Here is a 25,204-nt window from a genome sequence, read left to right as displayed (position 1 = left end):
CGGCCCGTCGCCGGCTACTCGCCGCCCCCCGCCACCTCCCAGCGGGCCAGGTCGCGCAGCCAGGTGCGGGCCGTGGTGTCCGAGGGGGCGCGCCAGTCGCCGCGCGGGGAGAGGGAACCGCCCGCCAGGACCTTCGGTCCGTTCGGCATGGCCGAGCGCTTGAACTGGGCGAAGCCGAAGAAGCGGCGGCAGAAGTACTCCAGCCAGTGCCAGATCTCCGGCAGGTCGTACGCCACCCGCTCGTCCTCGGGGAAGCCGGGCGGCCAGTCCCCGGCGTCCGGGGCGCTCCAGGCGTGCCAGGCCAGGAAACCGATCTTGGACGGCCGGAAGCCGTAGCGCAGGACGTGGAAGAGGGTGAAGTCGTGCAGCGCGTACGGGCCGATCTTGGATTCGGTGGACTGGAGCTCCTCGCCCGGCACCAGCTCGGGGCTGATCTCCGTGTCGAGGATCGCGGCCAGCGTCGCGTTGGTGTCCGCGTCGAACTGGCCGCTGGTGATCACCCAGCGGATGAGGTGCTGGATGAGCGTCTTCGGCACGCCGGAGTTGACGTTGTAGTGGCTCATCTGGTCGCCGACGCCGTAGGTGCACCAGCCCAGCGCCAGCTCGGAGAGGTCGCCGGTGCCGAGGACGATGCCGCCGCGCTGGTTGGCCAGCCGGAACAGGTAGTCGGTGCGCAGGCCGGCCTGCACGTTCTCGAAGGTGACGTCGTACACCGGTTCACCGGCGGAGAACGGGTGACCCATCTCCTTCAGCATGAGCCGGGCGGTCGGGGTGATGTCCAGTTCGGCGGCGGTGACGCCGAGCGAGCGCATCAGCTTGTGGGCGTTGCCCTTGGTGTGCTCGCCGGTGGCGAACCCGGGCAGGGTGAAGGCGAGGATGTCGCTGCGCGGGCGGCCCGCGCGGTCCATGGCCTTGGCGGCGACGATCAGCGCGTGGGTGGAGTCGAGACCGCCCGACACCCCGATGACGACCTTCGGGCCGCCGATCGCCGCGAGCCGCTTCTGCAGGCCGGCGACCTGGATGTTGTAGGCCTCGTAGCAGTCCTGGGCGAGGCGGGCGGGGTCGGCCGGGACGAACGGGAAGCGTTCGAGTCGGCGGCGCAGCCCCAGGTCGGTGGCGGGCGGGTCGAGCCGGAACGACACCTGCCGGTACCCGCCGGTGCGCGCCGCGTGGGTACGGCGGTTGTCGTCGAAGGTGCCCATCCGCTGCCGCTCCTGACGCAGCAGGTCGAGATCGATGTCGGCGACCGCGTGCCGCTCGTCCTGCGGGAACCGGTCGGTCTCGGCCAGCAGCACACCGTTCTCGTAGATCATGGTCTGGCCGTCCCAGGACAGGTCGGTGGTCGACTCGCCCAGGCCGGCCGCCGCGTAGACGTAGGCGGCGAGGCAGCGCGAGGACGCCGAACGGCACAGCAGTTTGCGGTCCTCCGCGCGCCCGACCGTGATCGGGCTGCCCGAGAGGTTGACCAGGACGGTGGCTCCGGCCAGCGCCGCCTCCGCGCTCGGCGGCACCGGCACCCACATGTCCTCGCAGATCTCGGCGTGCAGCACCAGGCCGGGGACGTCCTCGGCCGCGAAGAGCAGGTCGGTGCCGAACGGCACGCTCGCGCCGCCGATCAGGATCGTCCCGCCGCGCTCGTCGTCGCCGGCGGCGATCTGCCGCTTCTCGTAGAACTCGCGGTAGTTCGGCAGGTAGGACTTGGGCGCGACGCCGAGGATCCGCCCGCGGTGCACGAGGACCGCGCAGTTGTAGATCCGGTGGCGGTGGCGCAGCGGGGCACCGACGACGAGCACCGGCAGCAGATCGGCCGAGCCGGACACCACGTCCGCCAGCGCCGCCTCGACCTCGTCCAGCAGCGCGTCCTGCAGCAGCAGGTCCTCGATCGAGTAGCCGGCCAGGCAGAGTTCGGGGAACACGGCGACGGCCACGCCCTCGTCCGCGCACCGGCGCGCCTGCCCGAGGACCGCCTCGGCGTTGGCGTGCGGCTCGGCGATGGCGGCGTGGCCGGTGCACGCGGCGACCCGCGCGAAGCCGTGCTGATAGATCGACCGGAAGTTGTCCGCGATCGGTGCCCTGTCGATGTTGACCATGTCAAGCACGGTACGACACGGGGTGTGGTCAGTGCTCGAAGCCCTGTGCGGTGAGGATCCCGTCGATCCGGGCCCGGTGCGCCCTCTCCCAGTCGTCGAGGCTCTCCTCGGCCTCCTCGGCCGCCTTGGCGCGGGCGGCGGCCAGGATCTCGGTGCGGCGGGCGGCCGGGACCACGACGACTCCCTCCTCGTCGGCCACCACCACGTCCTGCGCGGACACCCGCACCCCGCCGCAGCGCACCGTCTGGTTCAGCGGCCGTACGGCCTTCTTGGCGCCCGGGATCGGGACGACGCCCCGCGCGAACACCGGGAAGGCCATCTCGCGCACCTCGGCGAGGTCGCGGATCAGCCCGTCGGCGACCAGGCCGGCGATGCCGCGGCGCCGGGCGACGGCGCAGACGTTGCCCCCGGCCAGCGCGTAGTCGAGGTCCCCGGACTCCACGACGAGCACCGTGCCGGGCGCGGCGCGGTGGATGGCCGCGTGCAGCATCAGGTTGTCCCCCGGCGGACAGGAGACGGTGAAGGCCGGCCCGGCGAGACGCGGGACGGGCCCCCACAGCGGCCGTATCCCGATGTCCATGACCCGCGCACGGCCCAGCAGATCGGCGAGCGTGGTGGAGGGGACGTCCTGGAAGTCACCGGTGTCAGTCATGTGGGGCACGGTAGAACGCGGGCGGCCCGCCGTGCACCACGTACTTCCGTCAGCGGCCGGCCGGCCCCGCCAGCGCACGGGTCAGGAGGGGGTTCGCGCCGTGCCGGCGGGGCGTGAGGCCGAGGGAGGCGGTGGCCCCCGCCAGGGTCATCGCGTACGAGTCCACCGCCCGCCGTACGTTGGGGGCGTCCAGGCTCGCCCCGGTGGCCAGCCGGTCGAGGTCGACGTAGGCGGAGCGGACGATCTCGATCCACCGGTAGACCCCCCAGTCCCGCTGCCAGCCGCGGGTGAACCGGGGCTCCAGGGCCTGCTCCCAGCGGCGGAACATCCGGGCGCGGATCTCCGGCCGGATGGGGGTGAGGTGCATGTGCCTGACGAGGTCGTAGAGCGGGTCGCCGACCAGCGCCATCTCCCAGTCGATCAGGGTGAGGGCCAGGGAGTCGCCGCGCCGGACCAGGTTCCAGGGGTTGAGGTCGCCGTGCAGCAGGGCGGGCTCGCGCCGGGCGACCCGGTGGCGGGCGAGGATCTCGCGCAGCCGGGCCGCGTCGGGCAGCCCGAGGAAGCGGGCCAGCTGCTGGGACTCCTTGGGCAGGCCGGCCACCAGTGCCACCAGCTGGTCGCTGAGGAAGCCGTAGAAGTCCGGTTCGCCCGCCACCGGGTCCAGGAGGCTGTGGTCGACCCGGGTCAGGGCGGCCAGCTGGTCGACGAGCCCGTCCGCCTCGTGCGGACGCAGGCCGTCCACCGGGTGGTCGGGCCTGCGGTCGGGGTCGGGCGGCCCCTCGTAGGTGTGGATGGCGAACCGGTCGCCGGAGTACGTCCGGATGTGCGCGAGGTCCTTGGAGTGGCTCTCCCCCAGGGCCAGGATCCGGGGCACCGCCACCGCCTCCCGGGAGCGCTCGATCGCCCCGAGTACGGCGTGCTCGCTGAGGAAGCTGCGCTCGCGCCGGCACACGCCCGCCACCTTGCGCCTCACCACCACCGGGAAGGCGGTGCCGGGCACCCGGATCACCGAGTTGAGATGCGCGGTGCCCTTGAACACGCGCCCGGCCGGGGCGGCACCCTCCAGGACCAGCGCGTCGCCGACGGCGGAGTGCGGGAAGTCGGGGTGTTCCGGCAGGCGCGGGTCCGGCGTCCAGTCGATGGCGCGGACGGCCACCGCGCCCACCGTGGCGCCCACCGCCGCGCCGCCGCCCCGCGCGGAGGCCCGCCAGCGGAACAGGGTCCGCTCGATCTCCCCCTCCCCCGGCACATGGGTCAGCCGCAGCGGCTCGGCGGCGGCCAGCAGCGCGCGGTGCACGGCGGCCGTCGCCTCGTCCAGGCGTTTCTGGTCGAAGGCCTCCTCCAGCGACCGGGCGGCCCGCATCACGTCGGGATACACGGACTGCGCCCGTTCGAAGGCCAGATAGTGCCGCAGGTCCCGGCCCACGCCGTTGACGGCGGCCGGCCGCACCCGCCGCATCGCCTCCGCCCACGCCTCGACGACCTCGTCCCACTGGTACGCCGGATAGCGGGTGCGTACCAGGTGCACGGCGAGGTCGTGCAACGGGTCGCCGTAACTGGCCAGTTCCCAGTCCACGCAGATCAGGGGCGGATCACCGGCGTACGACATGACGAGGTTGTCGCGGTGCAGGTCGCCGTGGAGCAGGCTGTACGGCCGCCGGGCCATCGGCGGGGTGCGCTCGGCCAGCCGGAGCAGGGCGTCCTCGGGGACCCCGAGGGCCGTGAAAAGGCCGCCGAATCGGTGCCAGTTGGGGCGGCGGACCTGGCTGTCGGCGAGCTGGGCCAGGGTGCGCAGAAAGCCCTGGGAGTCGGTGTGGTTGCCCGGCCAGGCGGGCGGCAGCGGCGGCAGGGCGACGCCGCGCACCTGGGCCGTCTGGGCGAGCTGGCCGGCCAGCGCCCTCATGAGCAGACCGTCGACGGGTTTGCCGGGGGCGCAGACGCTGGAGAGCGTGACTCCCTCCACATAGCTGTGGATGGCGAAGCCGTCGCCCTCGGCCAGGCACTCCGGCACGTTCGGCAGCACGCCCCGCACGGCCCGCAGGATGGCCGCCTCGCTCTGCCAGGTGCGGATCACCACGGGCAGCACGTCGGCCCGCCGGACCCGGACGGTCACCATCGTTCCGGCCGGCCGCCCGAGCCGGTGGGCCATGGGCTCGTCCAGCGGCAGCACGTAGTTGCGGTTGTGGAAGCCACCGCTCGCCTGTCCCTCGGCGACCGCGCGGGCCAGGAACGCCTCGACGACGGCGTTCGTCCGGACTCTGCCGGCGCGCTCCCCGGTCGCAACACGGGGAACAGGCGGTGCGCCCACGGGCCGCTCCGGATCGATCGCGCGGAAAGGGACGGGAGGGAACAGCAGGAAAAAGCTATTCCCAGGTGATAGCCGGCACGACCAGAGGCCCAGTCGAGTAGCCCATCGGGTGGTGTGCCACTCAGCTGTGCCAGGGCGGCCAAGGCTGGCTCTTTCGCCATCCCTTACGCATGGAAACGAGCGGTTGCTCAGGTTTGCCGCATGCTAGCGCAGGGTACGCGCGATCCGCAGCAGCGGCTCCAGGGACCGTACGACGTGGTCCGCGCCGGCCTCGCGCAGGATCTTCTCCTTCCTTTCGTGACGCGCGTAGCCGAGGAAGGGAACGCGGGCCTCCCGCGCGGCCGCGAGGTCGGAGGGCGAGTCGCCGATCATCAGGGCGGCGGCGGGCGCCGCGCCCATCGCGTTCAGGGCGCGGTTGAGGCAGTGCGGGTCGGGCTTGAGGTGGTGCAGGTCCTCGGTGCGGCCGTAGATGTGCGGGGCGAAGCAGGCCGTGAGGCCGCGGCCGGCGAGGTAGGCGCGGACCACCCGCGGGGAGTTGTTCGTCGCGACGGCCAGCCGGGCGCCGACGGCCGTCCAGGTGTGTATCAGGGGGTCGGCGTAGGCCGTGGGCATCGCCGTGCGCGCGGCTCTCAGCTCCTCCTGGGTGAGACGTTCCTCCAGCTCGGCGACCAGGTCGCTGCCCGGGTGCCGGCGGTCCACGGCGCGCAGCACGACCTGCGGGTCGGGCGACTGGCGCTCCTCGTCGGCGAGCAGCCCGTGCAGGCCCCGCCCCGCCAGCCACTCCACCAGGTCGTCGGCCACGCGTTCGGCCGTGTGCCGTGCGAACAGGCGGCACATCGGCCCGTCGAAGTCCCAGAGCACGACCCGGACATCTTCGATCAGTTTTCGTAGCTCTTCGGTGTCGTACGCGTTCTCTTCCATCACTGGTTCGACCGGTTCGGTCGCCGCCTGCCCGGTATGCGTCGCATCAGAAGTCACTAGGAGAGTGTCAGGTCAGTGGTGATGGTTGCCCAGAGGGCGTCGAACCACTTCTGCGATTGCTCCACGAACGCCGCGTCCCGGTGCCCGGCCCGCTTCTCGAAGGAGAACAGGAGCGACTCGGAACCGAGGGTGTCCCACATGTCCAGTGTCCCGCTCTCGGTGGACTCCTCGCGTCGCGCGACCATGTAGTACGCGAAGAGCGCCTCCACGCCGTTGAGCAGGTACAGCTTGGTCGGCGGGGTGAACGGCAGCGCGCGGAAGGTGACCTGCACCTCGATGTCGTGCGTGGAGCGCAGCGCCTGGAGGTTGTACTGCAGCACCTGGCCCTGGGCGTTGCGCATGGCGAGCCAGCGCTGGTGCACCGGGTCGTCCTCGCCGTGCGACTCGACCGAGACCGGGAAGGCGAGGTTGATGTCCCGGGAGGGCAGCAGGATGCGGGCGTCGATGCGCTCGGGGCGGATCCGGCCCTCGTGGATCAGCCGGAGCGGCTCGCCGAGGGCCGGGATCAGGCTCTGCGCGGTCAGACAGGCCGCGTCGATACGGACGTGCGACGCGGAGAAGGCCGCGGTCAGCCGGGGGGCGAGGCCGACCATGGTCGGCTGGGGCTTCTCGTCCCGGACGGGCGGCGGCTCGGCGACGCGCGGCGGACTGCCCTTGGTGACGTCGGCGAGCCGCCCCTCGTCCTGAAGGATCCGCAGGGCCTGGCGCACGGCACCGCGCTCCACGTGGAACTCCTCGGCCAGCTCGGCCTGGGTGGGCAGCCGCTCGCCCGGCTTCAGATCGCCCCCGAGGATGCGTTCCCGCAGGGTGCCGGCGATCTCCTGGGGCGTGAGTCTTCCGCTGCCGTTCACTGCCACGTTCTCCTGGGTCACGACCAAACGCTACAACTTTGATCCATCTGACGGGAGTTGCTTGAAAGTTGTTTATGGATAGGTGCCAAGTGGGGACAACTTAAGCATAGTTGGTTGCCAACTTCTCCAAGTTGGCGGAAGTTCTGCTTCCTGGCAGCCAGAAGGGGGAATCACCGTGCCTGCCCTCGCTCTCCTCTCCGCCGTCTTCGTCGTCGGCTTCGAACAGCTCGTCCAGTGGAAGTACGGTGCCACTGGCATTGTCGGCCTGCTGATGCTCACCGTGGGCGTCAAGGCCAAGAGCCCGGCCGTCAGCTCCGCCGGGGCCGTGCTGCTCGCGGTGCTGGTCGCCGGCCCGGTGCTATGACGTCAGCTGCAGTTCCGAACTGATCGTCTGCCACAGCGCGTTGAACCACAGATGGGACTGTTCCACGAACGTCGTGTCCCGCAGCCCGGCACCCTGGTCGAAGGCGAACAGCATCGACCGGGTGCCGTCCGCGTCGTACATCTCCAGCGGCGCGTGGTCGATCTCCCGCTCCCGGCGCTTGAGCGTGTAGTACGCGAACAGCGCCTCCGCGCCGTTGAGCAGGTACAGCTTGACCGGCGGGGTGAAGGGCAGGGCCCGGAAGGAGACCCGCACGTCGATGCCGTGCGTGGCCCGCAGCGCCAGCAGGTTGTGCCGCAGCACCTGGCCCTGGGCGTTGCGCTGGGCCAGCCAGCGCGCGTGCAGCAGCTCGGTGTCGGCGGCGTCCACCGCGGCCGGGAAGGCCAGTTCGATGTCCCGGCTGGGCAGCAGCACCCGGACGTCGATCTTGGCCGGTTTCAGCCGTCCGGCGTGGATCTGGCGCAGCGGTTCGCCGATCGCGAGATTGAGCGAGACCGAGGTCAGGCAGAGGGCCTCTATCTCGACGTGCGGGGCCGCGAAGGCCGCCGCGATCCGGGGGGCGAGGCCCACCATCGTGGGCTGCGGAGGCGCGGCCGGGCCGGCCGCGAGCCGGGGCGGACCGGGGTCCGGGGCCACCGTGGCCGGGCTGCCCTTCGTCACGTTGGTGAGCAGGTGCTCGGACTGCAGGATGCGCAGTGCCTCGCGTACGGCCCCGCGCTCGACGCCGAACTCGTCCGCCAGCCTCGCCTGGGTGGGCATGCGCTGACCCGGCCTGAGCACCCCGGACCTGATCCGGGTGCGCAGTTCGTCGGCCACCTCGCGATGTGACTTCCGTGACCGCTGTGTCCTCTTCCGCTCACTGGCGGAGACGTGTTCCGGGTCCACGGAAAAACACTACAACTTCTCGCCATCTTGCGGCAGTTCACGGAAAGGTGGTTATGAGCCGCTTCCAAGCGGAGATAAGTAGAGTGAAGTTGGTAGCCAACTTGAGCAACATGGTCAAGCTTCCCAGTGGTTGGCCGGTCGGGCTCCCTTCCGGAGGGGAGCCGGGAGCCCGAGCAGGGGACGGCCACCGGAGCGCACAGTCACAACTGAACACCGTCAACTGAACATCGACATGGCACAGCCACAACTCAACAGCTCGCTACGGATGATTCAGCACAGTCAGTCGACCAGCAGTCCAATGTGACGGGAAGGAGCCTCAGAAAATGTCCGGGCACCACGGCCGCCCGGACGTGCGCAGCAGGGCGTCGGCCTCCCGGGCGGCGCCCGCTCGTTCTTCCTGGACCAGGCCGAGGGCCGCGAGCCGGGTCAGCGACTCGTCACCGAGCCACACCCGGCCCAGTTCCCCGACGCCCAGCGTGAGATCGGCGCTCCGGGTCGTCGGCGCGCAGGACGCCCCCTCGGCCGAGGCCTCCAGCCGGAACCGGCCGCCGGTCAGACCGTCCCGGTCCACGACCTCCAGCACCAGGCCCCCGGCGGCGTCGTACGTCCGCGCCTCAAGGGCCCGTACGACGTCCAGGATCCGCACCCACAGCCAGTCCGCGTGGGTGGTGACGCGGGCCGCGCGCGGGTCCGGGAGGAAGAAGGGCAGCAGGTCGTCGGGGGCCCGGTGGCCGCTCTTGACGCTGGTGATCCAGTCGATCGAGCACAGGAAGTGCCACAGCGCGCGCTCGGCCTCGGGGGTCGAGGCGATCAGCCACTTCACGGTGGCGGTGTTGTGCGGCTGCTTGTGGTGCCAGTTGTCGTCCGAGGCGTACGACACCAGGCCCTGCACCTCACCGGAGGCGGAGCGGTAGGTGGCGAAGTAGGGCTCGGTCCGTTCGTCGTAGAAGCGCACGGCGCCCGTGACCACCTGCCACCACAGCGGGTCGCGGCTGACCACGCCCGGCCGGACGCGCCGGAGCTTCTCGTGCAGCTCGGGGCCGATCTTCCGGACCTCCGCGCCCTCCAGCAGGTCGATCCGGCCGCCGTCCCCTGGACCGGACCAGCGCGGGTCCAGGCCGGTGCGGGGGACCTCGACGGTCCACTCGGTGGTCCAGGTGGCCGGGCCGAAGCCGTAGCGGCCGTAGATCGGGTACTCGGCGGCGATCAGGGTGGCCACCACGTCGCCCCGCTCCTTCGCGGCGGCGAGGTCCCGGTTCATCATGCGGGTGAGCAGGCCCCGGCGGCGGTGGGTGGGGGTGACGGTGACGTTGGATATGGCGTCCGCGGGGACGGCGGCGCCACCCACCGCGGTGATCTCCTGGGTGAAGGAACGGAAGGTGGCCACACACCGGTCGCCGTCGAAGGCGCCGAGGAGCCGGCCGGGGACGAACTGTCTGCGGCGGGCCTCCAGTTCCTCCGGCGAGAGGACCGGCTCACGCAGGAAACCGGTGCTCAGCGCGCGGTGCCAGTCCTCGAAATCGGCCTCGGTGACAGCTCGTACGTCGGTCATGGAGTCACCGTAGGCGCGCGCCCCGCACCTGTCGCGGCTATTTTCCGGAGCACCGCGCCCGCGCCCACCGCGCCCGTCGCATCACATGAGCAGGTCGTCCACCTGGGCCTCGCCCTCCCGGTAGCGGCGGGTGATCTCCCCGCTGCAGTCGTCGGCCGTGCGCTGCAGTCGCTGGCGGCGCCGGGACACCTCCCGCTCGTACCCCACCAGGCGGCCCATGGCGGCGCCCAGTTCGAGGTCGGTGCGGGCCTGCAGATCGGACAGCTCGACCTCGGCGAGCATGTCGGCGGCCAGCCGCCGGTACTCCTCGTTGTGCGGGGTGCCGAGCGTGACATGGCGGGCCGACGATCGGTGCCGGGCCGGGGCGTCCGTGAGGATCTCCGGAAGCCGCTCGACCACGGAGGCGTCCCCCGGAGCCCCCTCGACCAGGACGGCCGCCGGGCCGCGCCGGGCCAACTCCGCCCGCAGGATGTCGATCCGGCCCTGCAGCAGCCGGCGTACGTAACTCAGGTCTGCCTCGTCGCGCTGCGCGTCCCGGCGCAGGACGCGCAGCTCGGGCAGGCTCAGCCCGCCCAGTCCGGCCTCCTGCTCCTTCTCCCGCTCCTGCTCCGGCGGCTGCGTGGGCAGCGTCGGGCTGTCGCTGCGCTGGATCGGCGGCCGGTGCGTTCCCAGCAGCCCCTCGGTGCTCGATGTGCTCATGTGCCTCTACCGTCCCCTCGACCGGCGTGTGGAAAGCATCGTGCCACCCCAAGTGGCCGCTATGTGACCGAGTGCCCCCGAACAGCCCCAGTTGGGGGCTTAAGGATCATTAATGGTCCCCTTGGCGGTCGCCCCGATGGCCCCTGCGGCAACAGGCGGTCGCGGGGGCGGCAGGAGGGCCGGGCATCATGGTTCGTATGCGTGCGGTGGTGCAGAGGGTGGATGGTGCGAGTGTCGTCGTGGACGGGGAGACCGTCGGGGCGATCGAGGGTGAGGGGCTGTGCGTCCTGGTCGGGGTGACGCATGAGGACACCAAGGAGAAGGCGACCCAACTGGCCCGCAAGCTCTGGTCGATCCGGATGCTGGACGAGGAGCGGTCGTGCAGTGACGTCGACGCCCCGCTCCTCGTGATCAGCCAGTTCACCCTCTACGGGGACGCCCGCAAGGGCCGCCGTCCCACCTGGAACGCGGCGGCCCCCGGCGATGTGGCCGAGCCCCTGGTCGACGAGGTGGTGGCCCAGCTGCGCGCGCTGGGGGCCACGGTCGCGACGGGCCGGTTCGGCGCGAAGATGCGGGTGTCGCTGACGAACGACGGCCCCTTCACGGTGCTCCTGGAGATGTAGGGCCCGTTACGGCCCCTACGGCTCGACCACGGTCTCCTGGGCCGCCGCCGTGTCCCCCGCCACCAGGCGGGCGTCCACCGGTACGTTCCGCTTGACCAGGGCCAGGGCGACCGGGCCCAGCTCGTGGTGGCGTGCGGAGGTCGTGATGAAGCCGATCCTGCGGCCGTCGGGGCCCTCGTCGGCGAGGTGGATCTCGGTGCCGTGGACCGGCAGGTGGACGTCACTGCCGTCCAGGTGCAGGAAGACCAGCCGGCGGGGCGGCTTGCCCAGGTTCTGCACCCGGGCGACCGTCTCCTGCCCCCGGTAGCAGCCCTTCTGCAGATGCACGGCGGTGCCGATCCAGCCCAGCTCGTGCGGAATGGTGCGGTGGTCGGTCTCGAAGCCGAGGCGCGGGCGGTGCTGCTCGACGCGCAGCGCCTCGTAGGCGAGGAGACCGGCGGCGGGGCCCGTCTTCTCCGCGTACGACTCCAGGTCGGCGCGGGGCAGGAACAGATCACGGCCGTACGCCGTCTCGCGCGCGACGACGCCTTCCGGCACCTCGGCGATCGAACCCGCCGGCAGGTGCACCACCGCGAACTCCGCCGTACGGTCGGCGACCTCGACCCGGTAGAAGAACTTCATCGACTCCAGGTAGGCGAGCAGCGCCTCCTGGGTGCCGGGCTCGACATGGGCCCAGACGGTCGCCCCGTCGTCGACGAGGTACAGCGCGTGCTCGATGTGGCCGTGCGCGGACAGGATCAGCGCCTCGGCGGCCTGGCCGGCCGGCAGGTCGCTGACGTGCTGGGTGAGCAGCAGGTGCAGCCAGCTCAGCCGGTCCTCGCCGGTCACGGTGACGACACCGCGATGGGACAGGTCCACGAATCCGGTGCCGTCGGCGAGGGCGCGCTGCTCGCGGAACAGGTCGCCGTAGTGGGCGGCGACGCCTTCGTCCACGCCCTCGGCGGGGACGGCGCCGGGCAGGGACAGCAGGGGACTCTTCATGGGCACAAGCCTACGACGTGGTATTTGAAGCCTTGAGGGAACAGGCCTCGCAGCGGCCGAAGATCGCGAAGTGCTTCATGTCCGTCTCGAAGCCGAACTCCCGCCGGAGCTTGGCGGTGAACTCGGCGGCCACCGACACATCGGCCTCGATCACGTTCTCGCAGTCCCGGCACACGAGGTGGATGTGGTGGTGACGGTCGGCCAGGTGGTAGGTGGGCGCACCGTGGCCGAGGTGGGCGTGGCTGACCAGCCCCAGCTCCTCCAGCAGCTCCAGGGTCCGGTACACCGTGGAGATGTTGACCCCCGACGCCGTCTTCTTCACTTCCGTGAGAATGGCGTCGGGGGTCGCGTGCTCCAGGGTGTCCACGGCTTCGAGCACGAGTTGCCGCTGCGGCGTCAGCCGGTAGCCGCGCTGCCTGAGGTCACTCTTCCAGTCGGTGCTCACCACACCCGCAAGTCTAGGACCACCGGGCGCGGGGCCTACTTGAAGAACGCGATCCCGTCGTCCGGGAGGTCCTTCGGCAGGGCCTTCGCCCAGCGTTCGACCTCCTCCGGGGTGACGACCTTCTTCAGGTGCGCCGACATGTAGGGGCGCAGCTCGACCTCGGGGGTCTGCTTCTCGCCGACCCACATCAGGTCGCTCTTGACGTAGCCGTACAGCCGCTTGCCACCGGTGTACGGGGCGGAGGCGGCGGTCCGCGCGACGGCGTCCGTGACCAGGTCGATCTGCGGCTTCTTGTCGGCCATCTCGCCGTACCAGATCTCGATCACGCCGTCGTCGCGGGTCATCGTGACCTCGACCTTGCGGTCGGCGTCGATGCGCCAGAAGCCGGACTCCGACTCCAGCGGGCGGACCTTGTTCCCGTCGTTGTCCAGCACCCAGGTGTGGGAGCGGTACTCGAGGAAGTCCCTTCCGTCGTGGGAGAAGGTGACCTCCTGCCCGAAGTTGCACTTCTCCGAGCCGGGAAAGTCGTGCACGCCCGCACCCGCCCATTTGCCGAGCAGGAAGGCGAGCGGGACAAGGTCCTTGTGGAGGTCGGACGGGATCTCGATCATGAGGTCGGCAGTTCCTTGATGGGGGTCAGCGCTGGCCCTGGTACAGCTTCTTCACGGTCAGCCCGGCGAAGGCGAGGACGCCGACGCAGACCAGGACCAGCAGGGTTTCGAAGAACATCTCCACGGGTGCTCCTTGAGCGAAGGTGGGCGTGACACAGAGCCGGTGCCCAGCTTACGCGGCCGGGCTCCGGCTCTCTTTTCCAGGTAGGCCGTCGGGGCCCCGGCTCTCGCGGCCTCAGTCGAGCAGCTCCCGCTGCAGGACCACGGTCTGCTGGAACGGGATCTCCTTCGCGTCGCCCTTGCGGGACTGCACGACTACTCCGATGACGTCACCGGAGTAGAGGTAGGCCTGCTTGACCTGCTCGGCGCCGTACGGCTTCTGTTCGACGTACGCGTTCTGCAGGCTGTGCCCCGAGGTGGTGGCGGCCGTGGGGAACGAGTCGTCCATCTTGTTCGTGGGTGCCCCGCGCAGGGCGTGGGTGGGCTCGTCGTAACCGGCGAACTCGTCCTCCTGCACCTCGCCTGCGATCAGGCCGGTCTCGAACTGGAGGAGGTAGATCCGGGTCCGGGTGCCGTCCGGCATGGTCCAGCCGCGCCCGGCGATGTGCCGGAGGCCGTGGTTGGTCAGCTCGCCCTGGAGGGCGTCCCGGTCGTCGTCGGTCGCGTACTCCGCGAGGAACACCTGCGGCTTCACCCATCCGTGGTCGCCGGCGAGCGCCGGATCGGGCTTGGCGCCCTTTGGCGCGGGCAGCACCAGTTCGCGCAGGTCGGCGTAGTGGACGAAAGCCGCGTTGCGGTCGGCGAACGGGGCCGGGCTCCCGGCGGGCAGCGGCGGCCGGACGATCTGCGGGTAGTCCCAGCGACCGTCCGCGCGGGTGGCGAGGCCGGGCAGGTCGGTGCGGTCCATCAGCGTGATGCCGTACGCCGTCGACGTGCCGACCGCCGCGAAGACCACGGCGGCCGTGGTCCAGCGCAGGACGGTCCGCAGGACCCGGCGGTCCCCGGGCGCGGGAAGGGGCGCCGTGCCGGGCAGCGGCGGCCGGTCGTCCACGGCATCGGGCACGGGAGTCTGCTGCTCGGTCATACGGCCTTCCCCGGGTCCTTGATGCGGTCGAGCTGTCTGCCGATGAGGAGGGCGACGGCGTTGGTGCCGAGCGGGTGCTGCCCGGAGGCGTTGACGGTGACCAGGACGTCACCCACGTAGGCGGAGCAGACCATGCGGTCGAGCTTCGCGTCGGCCTTCGTGGGCGTCAGGAAGCAGGCGGCGTTCTCGTACCCCTTGATCGCCGGGCCCTTGGAAAAGATCCGGGACCCGGCGAGGAACTCGTTCTGGGTGGTCGAAAGGGAGCGTACGGAGGCGCTGTTCTCCATCCGCACCAGTTCGAAGCTGATCGTCAGGGCGCGATCGTTGGTGTCGTAGCGGTCGAGCGCCGCGTAGCTGCGCACCGCCATGCCCTTGATCCGCTCCTTGTCGATCAACTCCGTCACCTTCCGCAGGGCCTGCGGCGGCAGGTCGCGGATCTCCTGCTTGCTCAGGGCGGTGGCCTCGCGCCCGCTGAGCGCGGCATCGGAGCCGAACTCGCCGATGTCCGGCCCCCGGCCGTACCCGATCGTCCCACTGTCGTACGGCAGCAGCAGCGCGCGCAGCCCCGAAGGGTCCTTGCTTGCCTGGCCGTCCTGGCCCTTCGCGTCGGCCTTGGGGAAGTTCCAGACGGGCTTCCCGGCATCCCGGTCGGCACCGGCGACGCGCACGGCGGTGAACCCGACCCCGCCGACGACCGCGACGGCCAGCAGCCCGGCCCCGATCATCCGGCCCGTTCGCTCGTTCACAGCCGGCCCACCTGTCGCTTCGCCAGTTCCATGATCTTCTCCTGGGGGACCGGCTTGGTGTCGGTGATCCAGATCTCCATCTCGATGTCACCGCGCGAGGCCGTCGCCTCGTCCGTGTACTCCGGCAGATAGCCGCTCTTGGTCTTGGGCGTGTGGTGCACGTACGCCATGCCGTCGCCCGTGCCGGGTATGGACCGGCTGCTGGTGTCCGGCTGCCGGCCGGCCCAGTCCTGCTGCTGCAGCACGGCCTCGGCGGCGGCCGGCTTCGACACCTGGCGGTACTGGACGAGCCGTATGTCGACCACGTACGTGCCGTCGATCCGCCAACCGGCTTCGGCGGCCCGCCGGAACTCGCTCTCCAGCTCGTGGCCGAAGGCCCGGTCCGGCTCCTCGAAGGTGTCCGCGTAGTCGGCCAGGTCCATCCAGCCGTCCGCGCTCACGAAGTCGGTGTCCCGTGCGTCCCCCGGTCGCTTCAGCAGCAGCTTGCGCAGGTCGCCGTCCGTCTTCACCCGGCGGTCCTGCGCCGCGGACAGGGGCTCGACATCGCCCTTCGCCTGGCGGACGACAGGCTGCGACAGGGAGGCCAACTTCGTCGGCGGGCGACCGACCTGGACGAGATATCCGGTGCAGGTGCCCGCGACGACGCCCAGGACGGCGGCCCCGGTGATCAGCGCGGTGGTCCGCCCGCGGCGCGATCTCTCAGAATCTTCCACTTCACGACAGACTCATGGCATGCGCATGAAGTTGTACGCCTCAGCGTTTGACTTCGTCGATGAAGGCCGCCCAGGCTGCGGCCGCGAAGAGGAGGGGGGTGCGGGTGGTGTCCTTGCTGTCCCGGACGGGGACGAGGGGGAGGTTTTGGGCGACCTCCACGCACTCACCGCCGCTGGTGTTGCTGTAGCTGCTCCTGCGCCAGGCGGCGACGCTCAGGAAGTCGTCGGAGACCTCGATGCAGTTGCCGCCGTCCGAGTTGCTGTAGCTGCTCTTGCGCCAGGTCACGCCGCTCAGGTCGATGGCTCGCACCGCACTTCCTCCAACATCCGCAGGATGAACTTGCGCGACTCTGCCGGTGGCAGCGCCAGGTCACGCATCGCATCGTACCTACGCTGCAGCAGCTCAACAGAGGTGTTTTCTTCGACCAGTTCGCCGCGCAAGTCGTTCTCGGAATATGCGACCGTGCGACCGTCCAGCAGCCGCAGAAACATCACAGCGGTGTTCATCAGGCCGTGGAGGCCCGCGCTGAACGGCAGCACCTGGAGGGTGATGTTCGGGCGCTCGGCGGCCTCCGCCAAGTGCTCCAGCTGTTCCCGCCACGCCCGCTCGTCGCGCAGCGACGTACGCAGCACGGCCTCGGAGAGGATCACACGGAACAGCGGCGGGTCGTCGCTCTCCAGCAACTGCTGTCGCCCTAGGCGCGCCTCGACCTGCTGGTCCAGTTCAGGGCCCTTGATCCAGCCCACGGCAAGCGCCTCGCGTGCGTACCCGGCCGTCTGCAGAAGGCCCGGCGGTGCGCTCACGGCGTAGTGCCACAGGCTGATCGCCTCGGCCTCCAGCGCCATGTACCTCCGGTACTGCTCCATGAACTGGGTCGGATCGACCACCGCCAGCTCCCACAGGGTCATCAGCAGCGGCTGTGTCCCGTAGTACTGGTCCAGCGCCTCCACGACCTCGGGGCCGCCCAGCGTTCGCCCGCTCTCCAGCTTGCTGAACTGCGACGAGTCCCATCCGACCTCTTTCGCGAGGTCCCGCAGGCTCAGGCCCCGCTCGCTCCTCAGACGCCGTAGCTCCTCGGTGAACCGCCTCCTCGGCTCCTGGCTGCGCCCCGTGATCACCAGTCTCTGCGGCATCCCACCCCTTCCCCACCGCTGTTGAATTTGTTGAATTTGGCGGCCCCACTGTTGAAGTTGGCCCTCTCAACAGCCCGAACGCCTCTTCCGTGCGCCATGCTCGTAAGCGTCCGAACACGCAGCGTAGTGCCACGCTCGCGCTGCGCACAGGCGTTCCCCGAAAGGAGCGGAAGCACCATGACCCCGACATCAGAGCCCATGGAGAACGAGCTGAGCAGGCCGCCCCGGCCCGTCCCGGGCTGCGGCACGTGCACGGAGCTGGCCGGGCGGCGGGAGGTCGCGCGGGCGGAGTACGACCGCAGCGCCGAGACCGACGTGAACGTGATGTTCCGCCAGCACCAGCGACGGGAGCACCGCGCATGAGGACCACCGGTCTGCCCTACGAGGAGTGCAAGCGGCAGCAACGATTGCGACGACGCCAGCGACAGCACGGGCCCCACGACCGGAGGCCCCCGCAGCCCGCGTACGCGCTTCCGCCGTTCCGTCCGCTCGCGGCCCACGTCGGCACGGCTACGCTTCCCGCATGGCGAAGAAGCTGGTGATCAAGGTGACGGCGGGGGCCGACGCCCCCGAGCGTTGCTCTCAGGCGTTCACGGTGGCGGCGGTGGCCGTGGCCAGCGGGGTCGAGGTCTCGCTGTGGCTGACCGGGGAGTCGTCCTGGTTCGCGCTGCCGGGGCGGGCGGCCGAGTTCGAGCTGCCGCACGCCGCGCCGCTGCCCGACCTGATCGACTCCGTCCTCGCGGCCGGCCGGGTCACGCTGTGCACGCAGTGCGCGGCACGGCGGGAGATCACCGAGAAGGACGTCATCGAGGGCGTACGGATCGCGGGCGCGCAGGTCTTCGTACAGGAGGCCATGGGGGACGGGACGCAGGCGCTCGTCTACTGAAGATCTGCTGAAGGCCTACTGAAAAGCCCTGATCAGCGGCGTTTGCCGTCCAGTTCGTCCCACCACTCGTCGGACTTCGGGTCGCCGGAGGGGTCGTCCCACCAGCGGTCCTCCGGGCCGCGCCGGTTGGCGATCATCGCCGCGACCGGCGGGATGACCATGGCCACCACACACAGCCCGACCGCCGCGGGGACGGACCAGATGCGTACGACTCCCCAGGCCAGGACGAAGAGCGTGATGCACGTCCCCATCATGGCGAAGTACGTGTGACGTCGCCGTGCGTACATGACTCCAGGGTAATTCCACCGGCGTGTTCCGGGTATGGCGAAGGGCCGCGCCCTGAGGTGTCCAACCCGGGGGCGCGGCCCTTCGGCCGTCGAGGGTGCGGTCAGATCGCGATCGCGACCTCCGCGAGGCCGCCCTGCTGGGCGACGACCGTACGGTCCGCGGTACCGCCCGGGACGAGGGCGCGCACGGTCCAGGTGCCCTCGGCCGCGTAGAAGCGGAACTGTCCGGTGGCGGAGGTGGGGACCTCCGCGGTGAACTCGCCGGTCGAGTCCAGCAGACGGACGTAGCCCGTCACCGGCTCGCCGTCGCGGGTCACCTGGCCCTGGATCGTGGTCTCACCGGGCTTGATCGTCGAGGCGTCCGGGCCGCCGGCCTTCGCTCCACACATGTCTTTCTCCACAGGGGTCTGACCGGAAGGAAGGCCGGTCGGGACGGGATTGCTTCGCTTACTTGTTGGCGCCGAGCTCGATCGGGACGCCGACGAGGCTGCCGTACTCGGTCCAGGAGCCGTCGTAGTTCTTGACGTTCTCCACGCCGAGCAGCTCGTGCAGGACGAACCAGGTCAGGGCCGAACGCTCACCGATGCGGCAGTAGGCGATCGTGTCCTTGGCCAGGTCGACGTTCTCCTCCGCGTACAGCTCCTTCAGCTCGTCGTCCGACTTGAAGGTGCCGTCGTCGTTGGCGTTCTTCGACCACGGGATGTTGCGGGCGGACGGGACGTGGCCCGGACGCTGCGACTGCTCCTGCGGCAGGTGCGCGGGGGCGAGCAGCTTGCCCGAGAACTCGTCGGGCGAACGCACGTCCACCAGGTTCTGCGAGCCGATCGCCGCCACGACGTCGTCGCGGAAGGCGCGGATCGCGGTGTTCTGCGGCTTGGCCTTGTAGTCGGTGGTCGCGCGCTCGGGGACCTCGGTGCCGTCGACCAGCTCGCGGGCGTCCAGCTCCCACTTCTTGCGGCCGCCGTCGAGGAGCTTGACGTTCTCGTGGCCGTACAGCTTGAAGTACCAGTAGGCGTAGGACGCGAACCAGTTGTTGTTGCCGCCGTAGAGGACCACCAGCGTGTCGTTGGCGATGCCCTTCTTCGACAGGAGCTTCTCGAAGCCCTCCTGGTCGATGAAGTCGCGGCGGACCGGGTCCTGGAGGTCCTTGGTCCAGTCGATGCGGATCGCGTTCTTGATGTGGTTCTTCTCGTAGGCGGACGTGTCCTCGTCCACCTCCACGATGGCGATGTCCGAGTCGTCCAGGTGCTCCTGGACCCAGTCGGCGTCTACGAGGACGTCGCTGCGGCTCATGCTCTTTCTCCTCCGGGGCAGTTGCGGCGGGGCGTGCGAGTGCGAGGGTGCGCGCGGTCCCGGGTGCCGGGTGGCGCACGAATACCCTGGTCAGGGCGGCTGGAATGCGGAAGGGAGACTTCCGCTCAGAAGGGGCGACAGAGCATGGCGGCAACGCGGCACAGGTCCACTGCCCGCCGCTTCGTGAGATCCGCCTGTCGCTTCATGGCCTCGATCGTAGGGACGGACAGCGGGGCGTGTCACCGGGGTGTCGCATGGTGAGATGCGATCGTCCGCCATGCGAGACGAGAAGAGCGCCCGTGCCGTTGCCGTACGGCTTCCGGGCGCTCCTCATGGATCTCGTCTCTGCGCTACGGACGGCGGCGTCTCACCTTTCGGACGTCTGCCTCTCGCAACGCTGTCCGTCCTACCCCGCCAGCCGGACGTCCGAACCCTTCACGCTGATCTCGACGCCGTCCTTCGCGGCCTGCACCTTGTCCAGCTTGATGCCGCCGGGCAGCCGGTCTATGGCCTGCTGGAAGTCGGTGATCTGGCGGATGCGGCCGTCGGCGAGGGAGACACCGCCGAGCTTGGGCAGGGCGTCGGCGTGCACCCTGACCCGGTCGTTCTGCACGGTGACCGAGCTGAGCACATAGACCGGGGCGGGCAGCTTGGCGCCGAGGACGGTGGCCTCCACCGCGACCTTGATCTTGCCGTCGCCGCCGTCGGTGAGGCCGACGACCTGGGCCGTGACGCCCGGGGCGACCCGGGTCGGCTCGGACTTGGCGGTCTTCAGCAGTTCGGCGTACGAGATGGTCGCGGTGCCGGTGGCCGTGGCGGCGGTGGCGGAGCTGTAGTCGCCGGAGAAGGAGACGCCCTTCATGTCGGCCTTCAGGTCGTCGATACGGATCGTCTTGCCGGTCGTGCCGGTGGACGCCTCGTAGTCCTGGATGCCGACCTGGACGTCGTCCAGGGAGCCGCCCGCGACCTGGGTGAGGAACGGGAAGCCCTTGATGTTCACGTCCGGGGTCGCGGTGAGGTTCTCCGTGGACTTCAGCTTGTCCGCGGCCTTGCTCTCCGCGAAGTGGACGGCGACCCGGTCCGCGATCACGAAGAGCCCGCCCAGGATCACGACGAGGATCAGGATTATTCGCAGGGCGCGCATGATGGTGGGTTCCCCCGGTCGGCATCGGTGTACGGCACGGCTGGCTACGCCACGGTAACCCTGCGGGGCCCGGCGGACGGGAATTTGTCGATCACCTGTGACGCGAACGGCACCCTCCTCGCCACACGACTCGCGTGACCGCAGCTCCCCAGGGGCGCGGGGAACTGCGCGACCAGCCCCCACCGGCCCGCGGCCGAAAGCGAACCCCACGCGTGAACGCAACGCCCGCAGCCATACCACTCGCGTGACCGCAGCTCCCCAGGGGCGCGGGGAACTGCGCGACCAGCCCCCACCGGCCCGCGGCCGAAAGCGAACCACAGACCCCCGCCCAACCCGGCGGCTAGCCCAACGCCCGGCCCAGTACCCACACCACCGGTGCCGCCGCCGACAGGGGCAGCGCGACGCCCGCCGTGAAGTGGACGAAGCGGGACGGGTAGTCGTAGCTCGCGACCCGGTGCCCGACGAGGGCGCAGCCCCCCGCCGCCGCGCCGAGCAGCGCGCCCTTCGTGCCCAGACCCGTCATGCCGCCCACCGCGATGCCCGCGCCGGCCGCCGCCAGGAGGGCGACGACCACCGAGGCGGGGGTCGGCAGCGGGAGGGCGCGGGCCAGTACGGCCACCGCCACCGCCGCCGCGCCCACCGACGCCGCGTGCGCCGCCGCGCCCAGGTACCCGGTGGCCACCACGGTCAGGGCCGACGAGACGACCGTCGCCATCAGGCCGTACATCCGCTCGTCGGCGGAGGCGTGCGAGCGCAGTTGGAGGACCAGGGAGAGCAGGACCCACACGCCCAGCGGGCCCAGGATCGCGACGGGCGCGTCACCCCGTCCCGCCGCCAGCACCGCCACGTCCGCCGTGAGCCCGCCGGCGAAGGCGAGCGCGATGCCCTGCCGGGCCGGCCACATGCCGTTCAGCCGGAACCAGCCGGCCGCCGTGACGGCCTGCAGCACCACCAGCGGGACGACGAGCGCGTACGACCCCACGGCCGCCGTGACCGCGAGCAGCAGCCCCAGCACCGCGGTGAGCGCGGCCGGCTGCATCCCGGGCTCGATGACCGGCGAACGGCCCTCCAGCCGGGCCCGCTGGGCGTCGGTGATCCGGGCGTTCCCGGCGATGGTGGCGGGGCCGTAGCCGGTGGCGGGTTCGGACTCGGGCGCCGGTTCCGCCACCGGTGCCTGCGCGGGCCGCTGGTAGCTCTGGGCGACCTGGTACGCCTGCTGCGCCTGATGCGCCGCCTCCGCCGCCGGCACGGACGCGTGCGTCTGCGTCTCCCAGGTCTGTCCCTGCCACTGCTGCGTGTACTGCTGCTGGTGGTCGTGGCCGGGGTCGTTGTCGTAGCCGGGCTGGGGGTACTGGTCCGGGCGGCCGTGCTGCGGGGGCTGCCACGCCTGCTGCTGAGCGGGGTCGTAGGCGTTGTACGGGCCGTTGTACTGACCGTTGTGGCCCGCGTACGGGTTTTCGTACGGGTTTTCGGACGGGTCGTCGTACTGGCCCTCGTACCGGTTTTCGTACGGGCCGCCCTCGTACGGCTGATTCGTCATGCTCACCCTCCTGCGAACGGCGGGAGCACCTCGACCGTGCCGCCCTCGGCCAGCCGTACCGTCTCATGCGCGCGGGTCCCGACCGGGTCACCGTCGATGAGGAAGGAGCAACGCCGCAGCACACGCGCGAGTTCACCGGGGTGTCGCTCGCGCACCGCGTCGAGCGCCCCGGCGAGCGTGGCCGCGTCGTACGGTTCCTCGGCGACCCCGGCGGCGGCCTTCGCGGCGGCCCAGTAGCGCACCGTGACCTTGGGCATCTGGTTCCTCGATCGAAGAGAGACGGACGGTGCCAGGCTAGCCCGCCCGGGACACCACCCAGTCCCCGATCCGGGCCAGCAGGGCGTCCTCGGCCGCGTTCTCGGCGTGGCCCATGCCCGGCTCCAGCCAGAGTTCGCCGTGGTCACCGGCGGCCGCGGCGAGCATCCGGGGGTGGTCGAGGGGGAAGTAGCCGTCCCGGTCGCCGTGGACGATGAGCAGCGGGGTGGGCGCGATCCGCGGGACCGCCTCGACCGGGGACAGCGGCACCGGGTTCCAGTCCCGGTGGTGGATGCGGGTGCGCAGCCCGTAGCGGCCGACCAGGCGGCCCTCGGGGCGGGTGACCAGCCAGTGCAGGCGGCGCATGGGGGCCGTACCCCGGTAGTACCAGCGGGCCGGGGCGCTGACGAAGACCACCGCGTCCGTGCCGCCCTCGTACAGCGCCGCGTGCCGGAGCACCACCGAGCCGCCCATGGAGAAGCCGACGGTGGCCACGCGCGCGTGCCCGAGGGCGCGGGCCCACTCCACGGCCGCCGCCAGGTCGAGCACCTCCTGGTCGCCGACCGTGGACCGGCCGCCGGAGGCCCCGTGGCCCCGGAAGGAGAAGGTGACGACCGCGCCGTAACGGGCGAGGACGCCCGCCACCCTTCGCACATGCGGCCGGTCCGCATCGCCGGTGAAGCCGTGGGCGACGACGAACGCAGGACGACGGGCCGGTGGACGGGAGGAGTCGTATACGACCGTGCCCGGGTTGTATACGGAATCGATCGTCACACCGTCGGCCGTGCGCAGAAACGTCCGAAAAGGCACGTCTCGACCCCTCGTACTAGTCTCAGAGTTTGGACGATCGATGGAACGTGCCCCATGACCTGCCGGACCGTTGCTCATGTCGGCTATTCTGCTGGGCAGAGGACTCGGGCAGCGAAGCCCCCGGGTCCTTTTGTGCTTTCGGAAGCGTTGTATACGAAGCGGGAAACCGCAGGTGTACGGGGCCTTCGGGATCGCAGCGCAGTTCCGCACCGCACACGTCCTCGCAGGGACCGAGGAGGAACCAGACGTATGAGTTCTCTGCTGCTCCTGACCAACGCCCTCCAGCCGTCGACGGAGGTGCTCCCCGCTCTCGGCCTGCTGCTGCACAACGTACGCGTGGCCCCGGCCGAGGGGCCCGCGCTCGTCGACACCCCGGGTGCCGACGTCATCCTCATCGACGGGCGCCGTGACCTCCCGCAGGTGCGCAGCCTGTGCCAGCTGCTGCGCTCCACGGGCCCGGGCTGTCCGCTCGTGCTGGTGGTGACCGAGGGCGGCCTGGCCGCCGTCACCGCCGACTGGGGCATCGACGACGTCCTGCTCGACACCGCCGGTCCGGCGGAAGTCGAGGCACGGCTCCGGCTGGCCATGGGGCGCCAGCAGATCGTCAACGACGACTCCCCCATGGAGATCCGCAACGGCGACCTGTCGGTGGACGAGGCGACCTACTCGGCCAAGCTCAAGGGCCGGGTCCTCGACCTCACCTTCAAGGAGTTCGAGCTGCTGAAGTACCTCGCGCAGCACCCGGGCCGCGTCTTCACCCGCGCCCAGCTGCTGCAGGAGGTCTGGGGTTACGACTACTTCGGCGGCACCCGCACGGTCGACGTGCACGTACGGCGGCTGCGCGCCAAGCTGGGCCCCGAGCACGAGTCGCTGATCGGGACCGTCCGGAACGTCGGTTATCGATTCGTTACCCCCGAGAAGGCCGAGCGGGGCGGCGAGGACGCCAGGAACAAGGCCGACCGGGCAAAGGCGGAGGATGCGGACAACTCGGCCGCGCTGGACGCCGCCGAGGTCCCCGCGGAGGCTTAGCGGGCCGCCGGGCGGGGCATTCGAACCGAACAGCCGGCGAACAGCCGCGCTCCGATACGCCCTGCCCAGAGCCGGTCTCTCCGCGTAGACTCCGCGCGTGGCCAAGGTGACTCGGGATGATGTGGCGCGGCTGGCGGGGACTTCCACCGCCGTGGTCAGCTATGTCATCAACAACGGACCCCGGCCGGTCGCCCCGGCCACGCGCGAGCGTGTCCTCGCGGCGATCAAGGAACTGGGGTACCGGCCGGACCGGGTCGCCCAGGCGATGGCCTCGCGCCGCACCGACCTGATAGGCCTGATCATCCCGGACGCCCGCCAGCCCTTCTTCGGCGAGATGGCGCACGCGGTCGAGCAGGCCGCCTCCGAGCGCGGAAAGATGGTGCTGGTCGGCAACACCGACTACGTCTCCGAACGCGAGGTTCACTACCTGCGCGCCTTCCTGGGCATGCGGGTCTCCGGCCTGATCCTCGTCTCCCACGCGCTCAACGACCAGGCCGCCGCCGAGATCGAGGCCTGGGACGCCCGGGTGGTGCTGCTGCACGAGCGCCCGGAGGCCATCGACGACGTCGCCGTGACCACGGACGACATGGGCGGCGCCCAGCTCGCCGTACGCCACCTGCTGGAGCACGGCTACGCATACGTGGCCTGTATGGGCGGCACCGCCGAGACCCCCTCCGTCGGCGACCCGGTCTCCGACCACGTCGAGGGCTGGCGGCGCGCCATGGCCGAGGCGGGCCTGTCCACCGAGGGCCGGCTCTTCGAGGCGCCGTACAACCGCTACGACGCCTACCGCGTGGCCCTGGAGGTCCTCTCCGGCCCCGACCGGCCGCCCGCCGTCTTCTGCTCCACCGACGACCAGGCGATCGGTCTGCTGCGGGCCGCGCGCGAGCTGCGCATCGACGTGCCCGGGGAGCTGGCGGTGGCCGGCTTCGACGACATCAAGGAGGCGGCCCTGACCGACCCGCCCCTGACCACGATCGCGACCGACCGCCCGGCGATGGCCCGCGCGGCGGTGGACCTCGTGCTGGACGACGGGCTGCGGGTGGCCGGGTCCCGGCGCGAGCGGCTGAAGACGTTTCCGTCGCGACTGGTGGCGCGCAGGTCCTGCGGCTGTCGATGAACGGCGGCTGAGAGCCCCGGCGAATCGGCGAGAGGCGTCTTTACATCGGACGAACGAGCTTCTGCCGGGCTTCTCAGCAAGCACTCAGGAAGCTCTCATGGTC

Annotated in this window: 30 protein-coding genes; 6 read left to right on the top strand and 24 right to left on the bottom strand. The window is 70.8% G+C overall.

The annotated features are described in order from the left end of the window. Positions 1-14: 14 nt before the first annotated feature. From ACFYMM_RS19320 to ACFYMM_RS19300, 5 genes are all read right to left on the bottom strand, one after another. Positions 15-2,090 (bottom strand): NAD(+) synthase, encoded by a 2,076-nt coding sequence (locus ACFYMM_RS19320; RefSeq protein WP_388387990.1) that lies wholly within the window; start codon positions 2,088-2,090, stop codon positions 15-17. Between the two features lie 28 nt (positions 2,091-2,118). Further along, the gene (locus ACFYMM_RS19315; RefSeq protein WP_388387988.1) at positions 2,119-2,742 is read right to left on the bottom strand and encodes an RraA family protein; all 624 of its coding nucleotides are present in this window, start codon (positions 2,740-2,742) and stop codon (positions 2,119-2,121) included. 49 nt (positions 2,743-2,791) lie between these two features. Then, a complete protein-coding gene (locus tag ACFYMM_RS19310; protein WP_388387985.1) occupies positions 2,792-5,050 on the bottom strand; it encodes an aminoglycoside phosphotransferase family protein in 2,259 nt (752 codons plus the stop codon). A gap of 204 nt (positions 5,051-5,254) precedes the next feature. Next, complete coding sequence (locus tag ACFYMM_RS19305) at positions 5,255-5,971, bottom strand: HAD family hydrolase (RefSeq protein ID WP_388388538.1); 717 nt, start codon at positions 5,969-5,971, stop codon at positions 5,255-5,257. Between the two features lie 56 nt (positions 5,972-6,027). After that, complete coding sequence (locus ACFYMM_RS19300) at positions 6,028-6,909, bottom strand: winged helix-turn-helix domain-containing protein (protein WP_388387983.1); 882 nt, start codon at positions 6,907-6,909, stop codon at positions 6,028-6,030. A 148-nt stretch (positions 6,910-7,057) separates the two neighbouring features. Here ACFYMM_RS19300 and ACFYMM_RS19295 point away from each other — a divergent pair, with 148 nt between their 5' ends. Continuing rightward, on the top strand, positions 7,058-7,246 hold the full coding sequence (locus ACFYMM_RS19295; RefSeq protein WP_388387981.1) for a hypothetical protein: 189 nt from the start codon (positions 7,058-7,060) through the stop codon (positions 7,244-7,246). Here ACFYMM_RS19295 and ACFYMM_RS19290 read toward each other — a convergent pair. The 3 genes from ACFYMM_RS19290 to ACFYMM_RS19280 form a co-directional block, all read right to left on the bottom strand. After that, the gene (locus tag ACFYMM_RS19290) at positions 7,241-8,080 is read right to left on the bottom strand and encodes a winged helix-turn-helix domain-containing protein (RefSeq protein ID WP_388387979.1); all 840 of its coding nucleotides are present in this window, start codon (positions 8,078-8,080) and stop codon (positions 7,241-7,243) included. The two genes, ACFYMM_RS19295 and ACFYMM_RS19290, sit on opposite strands and share 6 nt — an antisense overlap. Positions 8,081-8,465: 385 nt before the next feature. Beyond that, complete coding sequence (locus ACFYMM_RS19285) at positions 8,466-9,701, bottom strand: GNAT family N-acetyltransferase (RefSeq protein WP_388387977.1); 1,236 nt, start codon at positions 9,699-9,701, stop codon at positions 8,466-8,468. An 81-nt stretch (positions 9,702-9,782) separates the two neighbouring features. Further along, positions 9,783-10,400 (bottom strand): aerial mycelium formation protein, encoded by a 618-nt coding sequence (locus tag ACFYMM_RS19280; RefSeq protein WP_388387975.1) that lies wholly within the window; start codon positions 10,398-10,400, stop codon positions 9,783-9,785. 197 nt (positions 10,401-10,597) lie between these two features. Between ACFYMM_RS19280 and dtd the strand changes: the two genes are divergently transcribed. Beyond that, a complete protein-coding gene (dtd, locus tag ACFYMM_RS19275) occupies positions 10,598-11,023 on the top strand; it encodes a D-aminoacyl-tRNA deacylase (protein WP_388388536.1) in 426 nt (141 codons plus the stop codon). A gap of 15 nt (positions 11,024-11,038) precedes the next feature. Here dtd and ACFYMM_RS19270 read toward each other — a convergent pair whose 3' ends face one another. From ACFYMM_RS19270 to ACFYMM_RS19235, 8 genes are all read right to left on the bottom strand, one after another. Next, the gene (locus ACFYMM_RS19270) at positions 11,039-12,004 is read right to left on the bottom strand and encodes a YgfZ/GcvT domain-containing protein (protein WP_388387973.1); all 966 of its coding nucleotides are present in this window, start codon (positions 12,002-12,004) and stop codon (positions 11,039-11,041) included. A 10-nt stretch (positions 12,005-12,014) separates the two neighbouring features. Further along, positions 12,015-12,452 (bottom strand): Fur family transcriptional regulator, encoded by a 438-nt coding sequence (locus ACFYMM_RS19265; protein WP_388387971.1) that lies wholly within the window; start codon positions 12,450-12,452, stop codon positions 12,015-12,017. A gap of 32 nt (positions 12,453-12,484) precedes the next feature. After that, positions 12,485-13,060, bottom strand: a complete 576-nt coding sequence (locus tag ACFYMM_RS19260; protein WP_388387969.1) for an FABP family protein — start codon at positions 13,058-13,060, stop codon at positions 12,485-12,487. Positions 13,061-13,295: 235 nt separating this feature from the next. Continuing rightward, positions 13,296-14,144, bottom strand: a complete 849-nt coding sequence (locus tag ACFYMM_RS19255) for a hypothetical protein (protein ID WP_388387967.1) — start codon at positions 14,142-14,144, stop codon at positions 13,296-13,298. Then, positions 14,141-14,890, bottom strand: coding sequence for a hypothetical protein (locus ACFYMM_RS19250; protein ID WP_388387965.1), 750 nt, complete (start codon positions 14,888-14,890; stop codon positions 14,141-14,143). The genes ACFYMM_RS19255 and ACFYMM_RS19250 overlap by 4 nt, the downstream gene beginning before the upstream one ends. Further along, positions 14,887-15,603 (bottom strand): hypothetical protein, encoded by a 717-nt coding sequence (locus ACFYMM_RS19245; protein ID WP_388387963.1) that lies wholly within the window; start codon positions 15,601-15,603, stop codon positions 14,887-14,889. The genes ACFYMM_RS19250 and ACFYMM_RS19245 overlap by 4 nt, the downstream gene beginning before the upstream one ends. A gap of 40 nt (positions 15,604-15,643) precedes the next feature. After that, positions 15,644-15,913 (bottom strand): DUF397 domain-containing protein, encoded by a 270-nt coding sequence (locus tag ACFYMM_RS19240; protein WP_388387961.1) that lies wholly within the window; start codon positions 15,911-15,913, stop codon positions 15,644-15,646. Beyond that, on the bottom strand, positions 15,895-16,737 hold the full coding sequence (locus tag ACFYMM_RS19235; RefSeq protein ID WP_388387959.1) for a helix-turn-helix domain-containing protein: 843 nt from the start codon (positions 16,735-16,737) through the stop codon (positions 15,895-15,897). Before ACFYMM_RS19235 ends, ACFYMM_RS19240 begins: the two co-directional genes overlap by 19 nt. A 177-nt stretch (positions 16,738-16,914) precedes the next feature. Here ACFYMM_RS19235 and ACFYMM_RS19230 point away from each other — a divergent pair, with 177 nt between their 5' ends. Together ACFYMM_RS19230 and ACFYMM_RS19225 are read left to right on the top strand one after the other, a co-directional pair. Next, a complete protein-coding gene (locus ACFYMM_RS19230; protein ID WP_388387957.1) occupies positions 16,915-17,100 on the top strand; it encodes a hypothetical protein in 186 nt (61 codons plus the stop codon). A 160-nt stretch (positions 17,101-17,260) separates the two neighbouring features. Further along, positions 17,261-17,623 (top strand): DsrE family protein, encoded by a 363-nt coding sequence (locus ACFYMM_RS19225; RefSeq protein ID WP_388387955.1) that lies wholly within the window; start codon positions 17,261-17,263, stop codon positions 17,621-17,623. Positions 17,624-17,655: 32 nt separating this feature from the next. Here the strand turns inward: ACFYMM_RS19225 and ACFYMM_RS19220 are convergent, their stop codons facing one another. From ACFYMM_RS19220 to ACFYMM_RS19185, 8 genes are all read right to left on the bottom strand, one after another. Next, the gene (locus ACFYMM_RS19220; protein WP_388387953.1) at positions 17,656-17,910 is read right to left on the bottom strand and encodes a DUF3099 domain-containing protein; all 255 of its coding nucleotides are present in this window, start codon (positions 17,908-17,910) and stop codon (positions 17,656-17,658) included. 101 nt (positions 17,911-18,011) lie between these two features. Further along, positions 18,012-18,299 (bottom strand): DUF1416 domain-containing protein, encoded by a 288-nt coding sequence (locus ACFYMM_RS19215; RefSeq protein WP_067049055.1) that lies wholly within the window; start codon positions 18,297-18,299, stop codon positions 18,012-18,014. 58 nt (positions 18,300-18,357) lie between these two features. Continuing rightward, complete coding sequence (locus ACFYMM_RS19210; RefSeq protein ID WP_388387951.1) at positions 18,358-19,203, bottom strand: sulfurtransferase; 846 nt, start codon at positions 19,201-19,203, stop codon at positions 18,358-18,360. 125 nt (positions 19,204-19,328) lie between these two features. Beyond that, positions 19,329-19,409 carry an Ms5788A family Cys-rich leader peptide gene (locus ACFYMM_RS19205; protein WP_350751515.1) on the bottom strand — a complete coding sequence of 27 codons (81 nt, stop codon included), beginning with the start codon at positions 19,407-19,409 and terminating at the stop codon, positions 19,329-19,331. Positions 19,410-19,609: 200 nt separating this feature from the next. Further along, on the bottom strand, positions 19,610-20,347 hold the full coding sequence (locus ACFYMM_RS19200) for a DUF2993 domain-containing protein (RefSeq protein WP_388387949.1): 738 nt from the start codon (positions 20,345-20,347) through the stop codon (positions 19,610-19,612). A 340-nt stretch (positions 20,348-20,687) separates the two neighbouring features. Then, the gene (locus tag ACFYMM_RS19195) at positions 20,688-21,887 is read right to left on the bottom strand and encodes a hypothetical protein (RefSeq protein ID WP_388387947.1); all 1,200 of its coding nucleotides are present in this window, start codon (positions 21,885-21,887) and stop codon (positions 20,688-20,690) included. 2 nt (positions 21,888-21,889) lie between these two features. Beyond that, complete coding sequence (locus ACFYMM_RS19190) at positions 21,890-22,144, bottom strand: MoaD/ThiS family protein (RefSeq protein WP_388387945.1); 255 nt, start codon at positions 22,142-22,144, stop codon at positions 21,890-21,892. 37 nt (positions 22,145-22,181) lie between these two features. Continuing rightward, the gene (locus tag ACFYMM_RS19185; RefSeq protein WP_388387944.1) at positions 22,182-23,030 is read right to left on the bottom strand and encodes an alpha/beta hydrolase family protein; all 849 of its coding nucleotides are present in this window, start codon (positions 23,028-23,030) and stop codon (positions 22,182-22,184) included. A 171-nt stretch (positions 23,031-23,201) separates the two neighbouring features. Between ACFYMM_RS19185 and ACFYMM_RS19180 the strand changes: the two genes are divergently transcribed. Both ACFYMM_RS19180 and ACFYMM_RS19175 read left to right on the top strand, forming a co-directional pair. Then, the gene (locus ACFYMM_RS19180; RefSeq protein ID WP_388387942.1) at positions 23,202-23,981 is read left to right on the top strand and encodes a winged-helix domain-containing protein; all 780 of its coding nucleotides are present in this window, start codon (positions 23,202-23,204) and stop codon (positions 23,979-23,981) included. 97 nt (positions 23,982-24,078) lie between these two features. Beyond that, a complete protein-coding gene (locus tag ACFYMM_RS19175; RefSeq protein WP_388387940.1) occupies positions 24,079-25,101 on the top strand; it encodes a LacI family DNA-binding transcriptional regulator in 1,023 nt (340 codons plus the stop codon). Positions 25,102-25,204: the final 103 nt, after the last annotated feature.

Source organism: Streptomyces sp. NPDC006739 (genome assembly GCF_042869815.1).
In the GTDB taxonomy this organism is placed as follows: domain Bacteria; phylum Actinomycetota; class Actinomycetes; order Streptomycetales; family Streptomycetaceae; genus Streptomyces.
The sequence above is the reverse complement of the archived record's forward strand: the minus strand, read 5'-3'. Positions and strand labels throughout refer to the sequence as shown.